Raw genomic sequence first — 14,655 nt, 5'->3', positions numbered from 1 at the left:
CTAGGCGAACTCGGCTGTTCGACGTACCTTCAAATCCTATCTATTAAGTCGGAACTATGGGAGAGGTGGATCCGTTGCTACAGCTCTTGCTGTTGGCGCTGGTCGGACTCGGTGCTCAGTTGGTCGATGGCAGCCTCGGGATGGCCTACGGCGTCACGTCGACGACCTTGCTGCTCGCGACTGGGGCTGCGCCGGCGGCCGCTTCTGCCACTGTGCACTTGGCCGAGATCGGCACGACGTTGGCGTCCGGGGCGTCGCATTGGCGGTTCGGGAACGTCGACTGGAAGGTCGTGTCGCGGATCGCGATTCCTGGTGCGGTCGGGGCATTCGCGGGTGCGACGTTCCTCTCCAGCTTGTCGACCGAGACGGCGGCGCCGGTCACGTCCGGGATCCTGCTGGCGCTCGGGATCTACATCCTGATTCGCTTCACGGCTTGGGGGACGCCTCGGGGGCAGCTCGGCAAGCCGGTACGCAAGCGGTTCCTGGCACCCCTCGGAGTGTTCGCCGGCTTCGTCGACTCCACCGGCGGCGGTGGATGGGGGCCGGTGGCGACGCCGGCGCTGCTCGCCAGCGGGCGGATGGAACCCCGGAAGGTGGTCGGGTCGGTGGACACCGCGGAGTTCGTGGTCTCGGTGGCCGCCAGCCTCGGCTTCCTGATCGGCCTGGGCGCCGAAGGCATCCCGTTCACCGCGGTGATCGCCCTGCTGGTCGGCGGTCTGGTCGCAGCACCGATCGCGGCCTGGCTGGTACGGCACATCCCCGGACGCGTACTCGGCTCACTGGTCGGCGGCGTCATCGTGCTGACCAACGTACGAACGATCCTCCGCTCCGACTGGGTCGACGCGTCGTCGGGCACGCAGGCTGCCGGCTACACGGGCATCGCCATCGTCTGGGCCATCGCCGTCGCCTGGTCGATCCGCGCACACCGCCAGGAACGCGCCGAAGGCGCAGCCGAGCAGGCCGGCCAAGCGGAACAGGCCGACGTGCCCGCCGGCGAAGCAGAGGGCGACGCCGTACGAGCCTGACCTCAACCGCGCCTGACTCGCTGCCCGGCGTGGACCTCGCCGGGCAGCTCGGCAAGCCGGGAAAGCAGGTGGCTCCCGGCCCCGCTCGGAGTGTCTCCGCCCGCCTCGCCGCCTCCACCCATCGGCGGTGACTGCCGGCCGGACGCCCAGCCCGAGTAGCCCGCCTGCCGACGGATGACCTGCGGAAGAGGGTCGGCGCCTCGGCACGCAGCCGGCCGGCTACACCGCGATCGCCATCGTGTGGGCCGGTCGCCTGGTCGATCCGCGCACACCGGCGCGAACGCGCCGAAGCCACCGCCGAGAAGGCCGGCCTAGACGATCGACGTGCCTGCTGGCGTTGCTCGCCAGTCGGCAGCTGGCGCTGCGGAAGGTGGTCGTCGGGTCAGCCGGCCATCGCCAGCGCGAACGGCAGCACGGCTTCGGCGCCTGCCAGACGGAGCTCGCGGGATGCCACGGTGACGGTCCAGCGGGAGTCGATGAGGTCGTCGACCAGGAGGACGACCGGTCCTTCGCCGAGGTCGGCCGTGAGCTTGGCCAGGGCATCGCTGACGTCAGGTGGCACCGCCAGCCGTTCCCACAGTCCGGCCACCCGGAACGCGCTGTTGCCGCCGGCGTCTCCGGTCGGTCCGCCGTCGACGAGGGCGAGCGTGCCGAGCAGCGGAAGCCGGCCGATCCGCGCGATGCCTTCGGCCACCGACGCCACGAGCTCGGGTCGACGGCGGGACGGCATCGCGACCACGCCGTGCGGGCGCCGGGTCCAGCCCCACTGCCGGAGCACGTCGACGCAAGCGCCCAGCAGCGCCTCGTCGATCGGAGCGTCGGGGGCACCCACCGCCAGCAGGTCGCGCAACCGCTGGCCCCAGCCGAGGTCGGTCAGGCGGGCGATCACCCGGCCGGACGAAGCCCGCTCGCCTTCCGGCAGCTTGCCCTTGACGGGTACGCCGAGCCGGTCCATGCCGCTCGGCCAGCTGGCCCTCGGCTCGACCTCGACGCCCGCACGCCGCAACGCGGCACCGGCCGACTCCTCCGCCGACTCGGCGACCGACGTCGGGAACCAGACGGCAGCGCAGTTGTCGCAGCGGCCGCAGTCGGCGGCGGTCGGATCATCCAGCGCACGTTGCAGGAACGCCATCCGGCACTCGTCGGTGCGTACGTAGGCAAGCATCGACTGCGCTTCGGCCGAACGGGCCTCCGCGACCCGCGAGTAGCGGTCGGCGTCGTAGACCCACGGCTGCCCCGTCGCCACCCAGCCGCCGCTCACCCGCGACACCGCGCCCTCGACATCGAGGACCTTGAGCAGCAGCTCGAGCCGGGTGCGGCGGATGTCGACCAGTGCCTCCAGCGCCGGCGTCGACAACGGCCGCGACGCGTCGGCCAGTGCGCCGAGCACCGCGTCGGCCTGCTCCTGGCGCGGCATCGACGCGGTGGCGAAGTAGTGCCAGATGTCTCGGTCTTCGACCCCCGGCAACAGCAGCACGTCGGCGCGTTCGGTGGCTCGCCCGGCCCGCCCGACCTGCTGGTAGTAGGCGATCGGCGAGGCCGGCGCACCGAGGTGCACGACGAACCCCAGATCGGGTTTGTCGAAACCCATCCCCAGCGCGGACGTCGCCACCAGCGCCTTGACCTGGTTGTGGCGTAACGCCTCCTCGGCCTCCTGCCGCTCGGCGGGATCGGTGCGACCGGTGTAGGACCGCACCTCGTGGCCGGCATCGCGCAGCAGCACGGCCAGGTCTTCGGCCGCCGAAACTGTCAGGGTGTAGATGATCCCGCTGCCCGGCAACGAGTCGAGATGCGTCGCGAGCCAGGCCAGCCGTTGCCGCGGAGTCGTCAGCGCGAGCACCCCGAGCCGCAGGCTGTCGCGCGCCAGTGGCCCTCGCAACGTCAGAACCGTGCGCCCGCCGGCCTCGAGCTGCTCCGCCACGTCGGCGACCACCCGCGCGTTGGCCGTCGCGGTCGTACCAAGCACGGGCGTGTCGGCGGGCAACTCGCCCAGCAGGTCGCGGATCCGGCGATAGTCGGGCCGGAAGTCGTGTCCCCAGTCGGAGACACAGTGCGCCTCGTCGACGACCAGCAGTCCGGTGCGGGCCGCGAGTCCTGGCAGCTGCTCCGCCCGGAACCGGGGGTTGTTGAGCCGCTCCGGGCTGACCAGCAACACGTCGACCTCATCGGCGTCCAGGGCAGCGCCGACGTCACCCCACGACTCGGCGTTGGAGGAGTTGAGCGTGACCGCCCGGATCCCGGCGCGCTCGGCCGCCGCCACCTGGTCGCGCATCAGCGCCAGCAGCGGCGACACGATCAGCGTCGGCCCGGCGCCCTCGGCCCGGCGCAGGGCGGTGGCCACGAAGTAGACCGCCGACTTGCCCCAGCCGGTGCGCTGCACGACCAGCACCCGCTCACGCCTTGCCACCAGCGCCTCGATCGCGTCGTATTGCCCGTCGCGGAACTCGGCGTCGGGACGCCCGACCAGCCGGCGGAGGTGGGCTTCGGCGGTGGAGCGGAGGGTGCCTGGTTCGATCATGTGTACGACCCTAGGTGACGCCGCCGACACTCGTTCGGAGCGCTGTCGAGAAGTCCCGAAAAGCTGGATCGACAACGGCCTGCGAAGCGGCACGAAGGACGCCAGCATGGGACGCATGACCAGCCAGCTCCCCACGCATCCGTTGCCCAGGCCGACCCCCGGCACGCCGACCGGTGTGGTCTACACCGGGCAGCGCGCCGCCGCGCCGGTCTATCGGACAGTGCTGCCGAGTGGCTCGCAGGCGTGGGTCGTGACGAGGTACGACGACGTGCGCGCGGTGCTGTCGGACCAGCGGTTCAGCCGCAACCTGCTCTACCCCGGCGCGCCCTGCATGATCAAGCCCGGCGACTTCTCCACCGGCGAGCGCAGCATCCTGAACCTCGATCCACCTGACCACACCAGGCTGCGACGACTGGTCGCGCAGGCGTTCACGATGCGGCGGATCGAGGCGTTGCGAGGCCGGATCGAGCAGATCACCAGTGGCCTGCTCGACGACCTGGCTGCCATGGAACAGCCTGCCGACCTGATCGAGGCGTTCGCGTTCCCGCTGCCGACCGTCGTGATCTGCGAAGTACTCGGCGTGCCTTACGACGAGCGCGAACGCTTCCGCGCCTGGTCGAACGTGCTCGTCACACCCATGCAGAACACCCCGGACGACATCGCGGCCGCGGGCCGCTCCGGCGCCGAGCACATGCGGCAGCTGATCGCGCGGAAACGCGAGCACCCCGGCGAAGACTTGCTGAGCAGGCTGATCGAGGCGAGGGACGAGGGCGACCGGCTGGCCGAGGACGAGCTCGTCGACCTGGGCACACAGCTGCTGTCGGCTGGTCACGAGACGACGGTCGGCCTGATCGCCAACTCCGTCGTCCTGCTGATGCGGCATCCGGAGCAACTCGCGGCGCTACGCGGGGATCCGTCGCTCGTCGACCGGGCGATCGAGGAGGTCCTGCGGTACGAGAGTCCGGCCGGCGCTGCCCTGCTGCGCGTCGCGACAGCCGACGTCGAGATCGGTGGTGTGACGATCCGCAAGGGCGAGGCGGTGGTGCCGATGACGAGCTCGGCCAACTTCGACGAGACGGAGTTCGCCGACCCGGAGCGGTTCGACATCACTCGCCGGCACAATCCGCACGTCGGTTTCGGGTACGGCATCCACTTCTGCATCGGTGCGCCGCTGTCCCGGATCGAGGGTCAGGTCGCGCTGCGAGGCCTGCTGGACCGTTTCCCCGGCCTACGACTCGCCGTGCCGAACGATCAGATCGTCTGGGGACCGGAGCTGGTGATCCGCCGACCCGTTGCCGTGCCGATCGCCTGGTGACGTCGTTCTGGAATGATGCTCCGCGTGCTTTTCTACGCGGACTTGCACATCCATTCCAAGTACTCTCGCGCCTGCAGCAAGGACTGCGACCTGGAGCACCTGGCCTGGTGGGCGCAGCGCAAGGGAATCGGTCTCGTCGGCACCGGCGACTTCACGCACCCCGCGTGGTACGACCACCTGCGCGAGATGCTCGTGCCCGCGGAGCCCGGACTGTTCCGGCTGCGCCCGGACGTCGAGTCCGCCGTCGAACGTACGCTGCCGTCGGCGCTGCGCAAGCCCGTGCGCTTCATGCCGTCGGTCGAGATCTCGACGATCTACAAGCGCGACGATCGTACGCGCAAGGTGCACCACCTGATCTACTTCCCCGACCTCGAGGCCGTCGCCCGCTTCAACACGAGCCTCGGACGGATCGGCAACCTCGGCTCCGACGGCCGGCCGATCCTCGGGCTCGACTCGCGTGACCTGCTGGAGATCACGCTGGAATCCAGCCCGGACGGTTATCTCGTACCCGCGCACATCTGGACGCCGTGGTTCTCCGCGCTCGGCAGCAAGTCGGGCTTCGACGCGATCGAAGACTGCTACGCCGATTTGGCCGAGCACATCTTCGCGGTCGAAACCGGCTTGTCGTCCGACCCTCCGATGAACTGGCGGGTCTCGTCGCTCGACAAGTACCGCCTCGTCAGCAACTCCGACGCGCACTCGCCGCCGGCGCTCGGCCGCGAGGCGTCGGCGTTCGACACCGACCTCGACTACTACGCCGTCCGCCGGGCGCTGGCGACGGGTGACGGCTTCCAGGGCTCCCTGGAGTTCTTCCCGGAGGAGGGCAAGTACCACGCGGACGGGCACCGCAAGTGCGACGTGCGGTTGGATCCGGCCGAGACCCGCGCGCACCAGGGCCGCTGCCCGGAATGCGGAAAGCCCTTGACCGTCGGCGTTCTGCACCGCGTCGAGGCGCTGGCCGACCGTCCCGACGGCGAACGTCCAGACGGTGCGGCCGGCTACCGCAACTTCATCCAGCTGCCCGAGATCATGGGCGAGATCCTGGGCGTCGGCCCGAAGAGCAAGTCGGTGATGCGCTCGATCGACGATCTGGTGAGCCGCCACGGGTCCGAGCTCACGATCGTCACCGAGACGCCGGTCGACGACCTCGCGCGCGCCACGCCGATGCTCGCGGAAGCGGTCGCGCGGTTACGACGGGGAGACGTGATCAGGGAGGCGGGGTACGACGGCGAGTACGGCGTGATCCGCCTGTTCGAGCCCGGCGAGCTCGACACCACCGGCACGCTGTTCGAGCTCGACCTGCCCGAGCCGGCCAAACCCCAGGCCGACAAGGACGAACTAGTCAACACAGTCGCGGCCGCCGAGGCCGTGGAGACCGAGGCTCCGACGCTGCCGGGCACCGAGCTGACCGGACTGCTCGACGCGCTCGACCCCGACCAGCGGGCCGCCGCCTCGGCCGTCGACGGCTCGGTGCTGATCATCGCCGGCCCCGGCACCGGCAAGACGCGTACGCTCACGCACCGGATCGCCCACCTCGTAAGCGATCTCGGCGTTCCGGCGACGCAGTGCCTGGCGATCACGTTCACCCGCCGCGCGGCCGAGGAGCTCGGCGAGCGGCTCGGCGCACTCGTACCCGGTCAGCGGCCGCTGGTCACGACGTTCCACGGGCTCGGGCTGCGGATCCTGCGCGAGCACCCCGAGCTGGCCGGGCTGTCGCCGGCGTTCAAGGTCGCCGACGACACGGCGCGGGTGGCGATCCTGGAGGAGGTGCTCGGCCCGCGCGTGGCCCAGCTCGACTTCGACCGGCTCGACGACGAGGCGAAAGCGCAGTACCAGAAGGCGATGCGAGCCCGCGACCTGCTCGACGTGGGCGAGCTGGTGCGGCTGCCGGTCGACCTGCTTACGGAGCATCCTGCGCTGGCGGAGCGCTATCGCGAACGCTGGCGGTACGTCTCGGTCGACGAGTACCAGGACGTCGACGAGACGCAGTACCGCCTGCTGCGGCTGCTCGTACCCAGCGACGGAAACCTTTGTGCGATCGGCGATCCGGACCAGGCGATCTACCGGTTCCGGGGCGCCGACGTCGGCTTCTTCCTCCGCTTCGGCGACGACTATCCGGCGGCGACGACCGTGCGGCTCAACCGGAACTACCGCTCGACCAGGCCGATCCTGACCGCCGCGGGGCAGGCGATCGCGCCGAGCACGCTGGTGCCCGACCGCGCGTTGTCGCCCGTCCGGCGCGACCCGGACGTGGCGCCCGTACGCCTGCACCAGGCCGAGACGGCCGAAGCCGAAGCGTCGTTCGTGGCCCGGACGATCGACCAGCTGCTCGGTGGCTCCTCGCACCACTCGCTGGACAGCGGGCGCGTCGACTCGCGCGAGGACGCGATCGGCGGGCTGTCCTTCTCCGACATCGCGGTGCTCTACCGGACCGACGTCCAGGCGCGGGCGCTGGTCGAGGCGTTCACGCAGTCGGGCGTACCGTTCCAGAAGCGCTCGCACGACCGGCTGAGCGATCGGCCTGCCGTCCAGGACATCGCCCGCGAGCTCCGGTACGCCGACAGCGAGGGTGCCGGCGCCGGAAGCCTGGCCGACCGGATCCGGCTGGTGGCGAGGGTGCTGGTCGACCGGATGTCGGCGATCGACGACCCGCGCGAGGTGCACCAGGCGGTCGACCTGCTGATGCCGCTGGCCGCACGGTGCGACGACTCGGCCGAGCGGTTGCTGGTCGAACTGGCGACCGGGGTCGAGGTCGACAGCCTGGATCCGCGCGCCGACGCCGTTTCGCTGCTGACGCTGCACGCGAGCAAGGGTCTGGAGTTTCCCGTGGTGTTCGTCGTCGGCTGCGAGGACGGCTTGCTGCCGTTCCGGTATCCCGGCCAGGAGTTGTCCGAGGACGAGGTCGCGGAGGAACGCCGGCTGTTCTTCGTCGGCATGACCCGCGCCCAGTCGCATCTGTTCCTCAGCCACGCCAAGCAGCGGTTGCGGCACGGTGGCCTGCGGGAGCAGAACGTTTCGCCGTTCCTGTCGGCGATCGGCGCGGGTGTGCTGGAACGGGTCGGCGAGCCGGCCCGGCAGCGACCCAGGATCAAGCAGCAGAAGCTGTTCTAGGCCTCGCCGGCCCCGGTATCGGTATCAGCCTCGGTATCGGTATCAGTCTCGCCTTCGGCGGGCGGCAGCGTGGGGTAGTCGGTGATGGGATACAGGCCGACGGTGAACCCGTACGTCGTGCCGCCCGCGCGCGGAAGCTTGTCGAAGTCGTGGATGAGGTTGTGGACCTTCCGCCAGAACTCCTTCGCCCGCTCCTCCGGGATGCGGGCGTGCCGGATGAACGACCGCATCGTTCCGGCTTCGTACGCGCCGACCGACTCCTTCGCGGCGACCTCGAAGTCGTTGAAGTCCTCCGGAAGCCGGCCGCCCCCACTCGACCGCCGCCCGAGGCCGACGTAGTACATCCGCGCGACCCGGCCGTAGTAGCGCTCCTCGATCGCGCGCACCCGCCGTGTCCGCACCACACGCAGCAGGCCGGCGTCGGCCAGCACGTTGACGTGGTGGGCGACCGTGCTCTTGGGCCGCTGCACGGCACTTGCGAGCTCGGTCACGGTGGCGGCACGCTCGTGCAGCAGGCCGAGCAGCGTCGTGCGCAACGGGTCGCTGATGGCCCGAACCTGCTCGGGCGTCGTGAGCTCGAGGTTGTCGGCAAGGTCGTAGTCAGGGACCTGGGAGTTGATCGCCATGGTGCGATTAGACTAGCATTCCCGAACGTTCGAAAACTTTGGATCGTTGCGCGGTTGGAAAGGAACCCATGGAGATCATCCTGATTCCGGGGATGTGGCTGAACGGCTCGGCCTGGGATGCCGTCGTACCCACGCTCGAGAAAGCCGGGCATCGCGCGAACGCGCTCACGCTGCCCGGCATGGAGTCGAAAGCCGCCGACCGCTCCACGGTCACGTTGCAGGACCTCGTGGACGCGGTGGTCGCGGCGATCGACTCGGCCGACGGCCAGGTCGCCGTCGTCGGGCACTCGATGGGCGGCGCCCTCGCGCACGCCGCGGCCGACGCACGGATCGACCGGGTGGCCCGGGTCGTCTACGTCGACAGCTGGCCCACCGGCGACGGCGGGCATCTCAACTCCGGGCTGCCGGTCGAGAACGGCGAGGTCCCGCTGCCGGACTGGTCGCTGTTCGACGACGAGGACCTCGTCGACCTCTCCGACGAGTTGCGTGCGGAGTTCCGCGAGCGGGCGATCCCGTGGCCGGGACTGATCAGCCGCGATCCCGTCCACCTCACCGACGAGCGGCGGTACGACGTCCCGTCCACACTGATCGCGTGCGAGTTCACCAGCGCCCAGCTGCGCGAGTGGACGGCGGCGGGCGAGAGCAACCTGCGGGAGCTCGGGAAGCTGCGCGCCGTCGAGTACGTCGACCTGCCGACCGGCCACTGGCCGATGTTCACCAAGCCGGCCGAGCTCGGCGAGGCGATCGTACGGGCGGTCAGCTGAGCCGGTAGGTCCACAGCGCGCGCACGGCCAGGAACGCGCTGCTCAGTACGGCCGCCACGGCACCAGCGACGAGCGTGGGCAGGACGCCGACCACGCCGGCGAGCGCGGCACCGGTCGCCATGCCGAGCGCGTCGGCGACCTGCATGGCGAAGAGTCCCGTGCTGTTGACGCGACCCCGCAAACCGGCCGGTGTCAGCAGCTGTTGTGTGGTCTCCTGGTGCACCTCCCACAGCGTCCAGCCGAACGCGTTGACCAGCCTCGCCGCGATCAGCAGCGGAAGCGCGAACGAGCCGGCGATCGCTGCGAGTGGGAAGAGCGCGAGGCCGGCGGCCCGCAGCAGCGAGCCCGTGACGATCGACCGGCCGGTCTGGAGCCAGGCGCCGATCGGGCGGGCCAGCAGCCCGCCGACCAGGCCACCGACGCTGCCGATCGCGAAGATCAGGCCGATCTCGAACGGCGACAGGTCCAGCGATCCGGTGAAGAAGACCAGCTGGACGCTGAACATCACGGCGAACGCGTAGCCGAAACCCGTTTCGGACAAGAGAAAGGCGCGTACGAGCGGCTGCCGCCAGCTGAACGTCCAGCCGGCGCGCAGGGCCGGCCACAGCCGCTCGCGGTGCCGGTCGGCCGGGACGGCCTCGGAGCGGCGGATCCTGGCCAGCAGCAGGCCGGCGCCCGCGAACGTCAACGCCTGCAGGCCGACCGCGGCCGCCGCGCCCAGGGCCTGCACGACGGCACCACCGATCCCTGGTCCGGTCGTACGCATCAGGCCGTCTGTGACGGCGAGCTTCGCGTACCCCTCGGGCAGCTCCGCCGGATCGACCAGCGACGGCAGGTACGAGCGGTAGGCGACCTGGAAGCAGACGTCGAGGCCGCCGACGAGGACCGCGGTCGCGAAGAGCTGGCGGAGGCTGAGCACGCCGAGCAGGGCGCACACCGTCACCGTTGCCAGCAGGGCCGCCCGGCCCGCATGCGCCCCGACCAGGACGAGGCGGCGCGGCAGCCGGTCGACGAGCAGGCCCGCGAACGGGCCGAACACCAGGGCCGGCAGGGTGCCGGCGAACAGCAGGAGACCGACGTCGGACGCGCTGGCTCGTAACGTCAGGATCGCGAGCAGCGGAAGCGCGATCCGCCCGACCTGGATGCCGAGCAGGGACAGCGACTGAGCCGACCAGTAGGTGAGGAAGAACGGGTGGCTCCACAGGCCACCGGATGGACGAAGCACGCATGCCTCCCAGGCACGCCCACCTCAGTCCCTTTGCTTTCGATCTGCGGTTGTGCCCGGAAGTCTAGCCGACGCCTAGGATCACTGGACGTGACTACAAAGACCGACTGGGCCGCGGTGGTCGCGGCCGACTTCATCCCGCCAGAGGGGCGGGAGGCACGCGAGCTCGTCGACGAGCTCGTCGAAGCGTTGCGCTCGGCGGATCCCGTGCTGCGTGACCAGCAGGCGTTCATGGTGCTGGCGACCTGGATCCGTCGCGGCCTGTTCGACAAGGACCTGGCCGCGCTCGGCGACCGGATGGCCGAAACGCTGTCCCACCAGGACATCCAGGCCCGGACGTTCGCGGTGCTGATCCTGGCGTCGGCCGTGCTGCGCGACACCCGTGCCGGGGCCGGCCTGCTGGAGCCTGAGCGCGTGCTGCGCTGGCGGGACGCGTTCGCCGCCTGGTACGCCACCGAGGAAGACCTGCGCGGCTGGGACGACGATCTCGGCTGGCTGCACGCGGTGGCTCACGGCTCGGACTTCCTCGACGAGCTGGGCGGCTCACCTCATCTGGGAACCACCGAGCTCGCCGACCTGCTCGAACTCGCGGCGACCCGCCTGATCGCGCCGACGCCGTACGTCTTCGCCTACGCGGAGGACGATCGCCTGGCCGCGGCGCTCGCGACCGTTCTGCTCCGGCCGGAGCTCTCGGAGGTCGAGGCGACGGGCTGGCTCGAGACGATCGCGACCGCGCTGCGCTCACGCGACCGCACCACGATTCCGCCGTGGGTGTCGAACACCGTCCGGACCCTTCGCGCCCTCTACGTGCTCGCCGATCGCGGCGTACGGCAGCACGACGGCGAGGGGTGGGCCGAACCCCGGCCGCTGCCACACGCGACAGCGGTGAAGGAGAGGCTGGCCCACACCCTCGCCGGCTTCGAACCGCACACCGGGTAAGGCGTTCGGCCCTAGTTCGTGCAGCCGGACGTCGGCAGGCTGCTCAGGGCAGGCGGTGTGGTGCCGTCGTAGATCGCCAGCAGCAGCGGGCCCGGGCAACGCCGAGCGCCCGTACCGATCTGGACCGAGAAGTGCAGGTGTGGGCCGGTCGAGTTGCCGGTGTTACCGCTGTCGCCGATCTTCTGGCCGGCGTCGACGGTGAAGCCGCTGGAGACCGACCACGCCGACCAGTGGCAGTAGACGTAGCGGCCGCCGTCGGTCGCGTTCAGGATGACGCCGCGGCCACAACTGCTGTCGTCGACGATCGTGACCGTGCCGCGACGGACGGCGAACGCGTCGGTGCCGACCCCGACCGGCAGGTCGACGGCCGGGTAGTCGTGGTGCGGGTCGTCGAACTCGCCGCGCGGCAGGAGGTATTTCGGGATGATCAGCGAGTACGCCACGCCCGACGCGCCTGCCAGCTCACGCCAGGTGTTCGCGTCGACGACACCGTTGGCCGACAGCCCGTGCGACGACTGGAACGAACGCACGGCGGTGTCGGTGCGCGCACCGAACTGGCCGTCGAACACCAGCGTGTGACCGTGCTTGTTGAGCAGCGCCTGCGCCGCGTACACAACGTTGCCGCTCGCACCCGACTGCACGTTCGACACCAGCGCACCCCACGTCGCGGGGCCGACGATCCCGTCGGAGGTCAGGCCGCGGGCGGACTGGAACGCCTTGACCTGGGTCTCGGTGTTCGGGCCGAACTGGCCGTCCGCGGTCGTCGCGAAGCCACGCGCGGTCAGGAGGTACTGAACGGCTTGCGCGTTCAGGCCGGCCGCGCCACGTTGCACGGTCGGCCAGTCGGCGGCCTGTGCCGGCGCCTGGACGCCGAGTATCAGGACCACCAGGATTGATACGCCGAGCAGAAGGAACCGCTTCATCAAAGCTCCCCACCCTGGGCACCGGAAGATCTTCGTGCCCGCAAATATCAGGGAGCCGGCGGTCGCCCGCCAGTTCGACGGCACCAAGTTGCCAGGCTGTCACGCCGGCTGAAGAGGATTCACGAGATTCGCGCTCACAGGCGCAACCGAAACGCGCTGAGGTGGATCAGGACATGAGGAGGCCCCCGCGTCGGGGGGTAGCGCGGGGGCCTCGTCGTGATGGCTTCGGACCACCGACCCTATGACGGACCGGTTCCCAGGGCGGTTCCCAGCGGTTCCGATTTTCTCGAGAAATTTCTGGCGGGCGCTCAGAGCGGCAGGTACGCCGACAGGTCCGTCCGTTCGCCGCTCGCGATCAACCGGCCCTCGTCGACGGCTTCGGCCCAGCTCAGCTCACCGATCGCCAACCGGATCCAGGTCACCGGATCGGTTTCGACGACGCCGGGTGGGGTGCCTCTGGTGTGCCGCGGGCCGGGTACGCACTGGATCGCGGCGTACGGCGGGATGCGTACCTCGACGGAGTTGCCGGGCGCGACCTGCGAGAGCCGCGCGAGATAGTGCCGTACCAGCAACCGCAGGTCTTCCGGCGCTGCCGGGGAGTCGGAGTCGCCGGCACCGGCGCCGGCCAGCACGGGGCGTACGCGGTCGAGTGCGGCGGCAGCCTCGGCAGGGTCGGCGGGCTTGAGTTGGCGAGGCACGCGAAGAGACTATCCGGGGTCCGCGCCGTACTGGATTATGCGGCTCCGCCGCGTAGGCCCTCGGAAGGAAACAGCCGGACCGAATCTGCCATCTGATGATCGTTCGGTTGGACGTTCGCCTACGATCACTCGGGTGACTCTGAGGGGTAGCGGAGTATCAAGGCGGAAACTGCTGGGGCTCGGCGGCCTCGCAGTCGCCGGATCAGCCCTGAGCGGCTGTTCGGAACCGCCGAAACCACCATCGGCTTCGGCAGGCGACCGCGCCAACGTACGTCAGGCCGCCATCCAGACACCGCAACCGATTCCGGGAGACGCGTGGCTGCGCCTCGTGGTCGGCAACGACCGGTTCGCGGGCGGCAAGACCCAGCACCCGCACCAGGACCCGAAGCGGCGGGAGGAACTGGCGACCAGCCAGCAGCCGTTCGCGCTCGTCCTGAGCTGTGTCGACTCGCGAGTGGCGCCGGAGATCATCTTCGACCAGGGCCTCGGCGACCTGCTCACTGTGCGTACGGCCGGCGAGGCCTTGGACGACGCGGTGATCGGGAGCATCGAGTACGGCGTCGCGCACCTGCGGATCCCGCTGATCGTCATTCTCGGCCACACCAACTGCGGCGCGGTCAAGGCGGCGATCGACATGGTCGACGGCAAGGGCAAGGTGACCGGAGACCTGGCCTCGCTGGTTCGGTCGATCGAGCCGGCCGTGCGTACGACCAAGCGCAACTCCGACCCGGACAAGTTCTGGAAGAGCTGTGTGGTCGAGCAGACCATCCGGACGGCGACCGAACTGAAGGAACGCTCGGTCGGGCTCGAATGGTCGCTGCGCAAGGGCAAAGTGCAGCTGATGTCGGTGGTCTACGACATCGAGACCGGCTACGTGACCGACTCCTCCGTGCTGGCGCCCAAGGGCCGCTAGCTCGAGCCCACGGGCCTCGGCGTGGCCGGAGTCAACGCGCGAATGCGAACGCGAGCACGTTGAGCGCGATCGTCCCGAGGGCGACCGCACAGCCGATGACCGCCACGACGAGCCCTGCGGACCGGCCACGCGCGCGGGCCCGCAGCCCGTACATCACAGCACCCACGGCGGGCGCGATCAGCACGAGCAAGGCCGGGCCGGCCGCCCACAGCGCGGCCGTGAGCGGAATCGTGTCCTCGCTCTGGTAACCCTGCAGGCTCAACAGCCAATCGCCGAGCAGGGTCGCGAGGACGAACCCCACCGGCAGCAACGCCAGCGAGACCCATGCGCGCCAGAGGCTCTGCAGGCCCTTGGGTGTTGCCGGCAACGGAGAGCCGGCAACGTGATGCTGAGTAGCCATAGCGCACCTCCTACGGCCAGACTCACCCACGAGCCGCGGGTGGCACCAGAAGAGCAAGACCTGTCTTCGATGCCGGGAGTCACCCGTTTCGCACCGGCAGCTCGGCGCTCGGATCAGGACGTGTCTGGCGTCCAGGGTCCTCGTGGCCTCGGCGGCGACCCGAGACCGGGTGTACTGCCCGGTCAGCGGTCACACTCG

General features: G+C 70.2%; 12 protein-coding genes. 6 read left to right on the top strand and 6 right to left on the bottom strand.

The window, feature by feature from the left end:
• Positions 1-74 precede the first annotated feature (74 nt).
• Entirely contained in the window at positions 75-1,025 is a 951-nt protein-coding gene (locus tag ACYVF6_RS09565) for a sulfite exporter TauE/SafE family protein (RefSeq protein WP_460518769.1), read from the top strand.
• Positions 1,026-1,407: 382 nt separating this feature from the next.
• Here the strand turns inward: ACYVF6_RS09565 and ACYVF6_RS09560 are convergent, their stop codons facing one another.
• Complete coding sequence (locus ACYVF6_RS09560) at positions 1,408-3,543, bottom strand: RecQ family ATP-dependent DNA helicase (RefSeq protein WP_460518766.1); 2,136 nt, start codon at positions 3,541-3,543, stop codon at positions 1,408-1,410.
• A 115-nt stretch (positions 3,544-3,658) separates the two neighbouring features.
• Here ACYVF6_RS09560 and ACYVF6_RS09555 point away from each other — a divergent pair, with 115 nt between their 5' ends.
• Together ACYVF6_RS09555 and ACYVF6_RS09550 are read left to right on the top strand one after the other, a co-directional pair.
• On the top strand, positions 3,659-4,858 hold the full coding sequence (locus ACYVF6_RS09555; protein WP_460518763.1) for a cytochrome P450 family protein: 1,200 nt from the start codon (positions 3,659-3,661) through the stop codon (positions 4,856-4,858).
• 24 nt (positions 4,859-4,882) lie between these two features.
• Positions 4,883-7,969 (top strand): UvrD-helicase domain-containing protein, encoded by a 3,087-nt coding sequence (locus ACYVF6_RS09550; RefSeq protein ID WP_460518761.1) that lies wholly within the window; start codon positions 4,883-4,885, stop codon positions 7,967-7,969.
• On the opposite strand, the gene ACYVF6_RS09545 is transcribed toward ACYVF6_RS09550, so the two are convergent.
• Positions 7,966-8,595, bottom strand: a complete 630-nt coding sequence (locus tag ACYVF6_RS09545) for an ArsR/SmtB family transcription factor (RefSeq protein WP_460518758.1) — start codon at positions 8,593-8,595, stop codon at positions 7,966-7,968. The genes ACYVF6_RS09550 and ACYVF6_RS09545 overlap by 4 nt on opposite strands.
• Positions 8,596-8,663: 68 nt before the next feature.
• Between ACYVF6_RS09545 and ACYVF6_RS09540 the strand changes: the two genes are divergently transcribed.
• Entirely contained in the window at positions 8,664-9,359 is a 696-nt protein-coding gene (locus ACYVF6_RS09540; RefSeq protein ID WP_460518755.1) for an alpha/beta fold hydrolase, read from the top strand.
• On the opposite strand, the gene ACYVF6_RS09535 is transcribed toward ACYVF6_RS09540, so the two are convergent.
• Positions 9,352-10,584, bottom strand: a complete 1,233-nt coding sequence (locus ACYVF6_RS09535; protein WP_460518752.1) for an MFS transporter — start codon at positions 10,582-10,584, stop codon at positions 9,352-9,354. The two genes, ACYVF6_RS09540 and ACYVF6_RS09535, sit on opposite strands and share 8 nt — an antisense overlap.
• A 90-nt stretch (positions 10,585-10,674) precedes the next feature.
• Between ACYVF6_RS09535 and ACYVF6_RS09530 the strand changes: the two genes are divergently transcribed.
• Positions 10,675-11,523 (top strand): DUF2785 domain-containing protein, encoded by an 849-nt coding sequence (locus ACYVF6_RS09530; protein WP_460518749.1) that lies wholly within the window; start codon positions 10,675-10,677, stop codon positions 11,521-11,523.
• A gap of 11 nt (positions 11,524-11,534) precedes the next feature.
• Here ACYVF6_RS09530 and ACYVF6_RS09525 read toward each other — a convergent pair whose 3' ends face one another.
• Both ACYVF6_RS09525 and ACYVF6_RS09520 read right to left on the bottom strand, forming a co-directional pair.
• Positions 11,535-12,446: a peptidoglycan-binding protein gene (locus ACYVF6_RS09525; protein ID WP_460518746.1), complete on the bottom strand. Its 912-nt coding sequence runs from the start codon at positions 12,444-12,446 to the stop codon at positions 11,535-11,537.
• Between the two features lie 308 nt (positions 12,447-12,754).
• On the bottom strand, positions 12,755-13,144 hold the full coding sequence (locus ACYVF6_RS09520) for a sterol carrier family protein (protein WP_460518743.1): 390 nt from the start codon (positions 13,142-13,144) through the stop codon (positions 12,755-12,757).
• A gap of 133 nt (positions 13,145-13,277) precedes the next feature.
• Between ACYVF6_RS09520 and ACYVF6_RS09515 the strand changes: the two genes are divergently transcribed.
• The gene (locus ACYVF6_RS09515; RefSeq protein WP_460518741.1) at positions 13,278-14,057 is read left to right on the top strand and encodes a carbonic anhydrase; all 780 of its coding nucleotides are present in this window, start codon (positions 13,278-13,280) and stop codon (positions 14,055-14,057) included.
• 31 nt (positions 14,058-14,088) lie between these two features.
• On the opposite strand, the gene ACYVF6_RS09510 is transcribed toward ACYVF6_RS09515, so the two are convergent.
• The gene (locus ACYVF6_RS09510) at positions 14,089-14,457 is read right to left on the bottom strand and encodes a hypothetical protein (protein ID WP_460518738.1); all 369 of its coding nucleotides are present in this window, start codon (positions 14,455-14,457) and stop codon (positions 14,089-14,091) included.
• Positions 14,458-14,655: the final 198 nt, after the last annotated feature.

The sequence above is a fragment of the Flindersiella endophytica genome, assembly GCF_054779015.1.
Note: the sequence above shows the minus strand (reverse complement) of the source record. Positions and strands in the feature narration are given on the sequence as shown.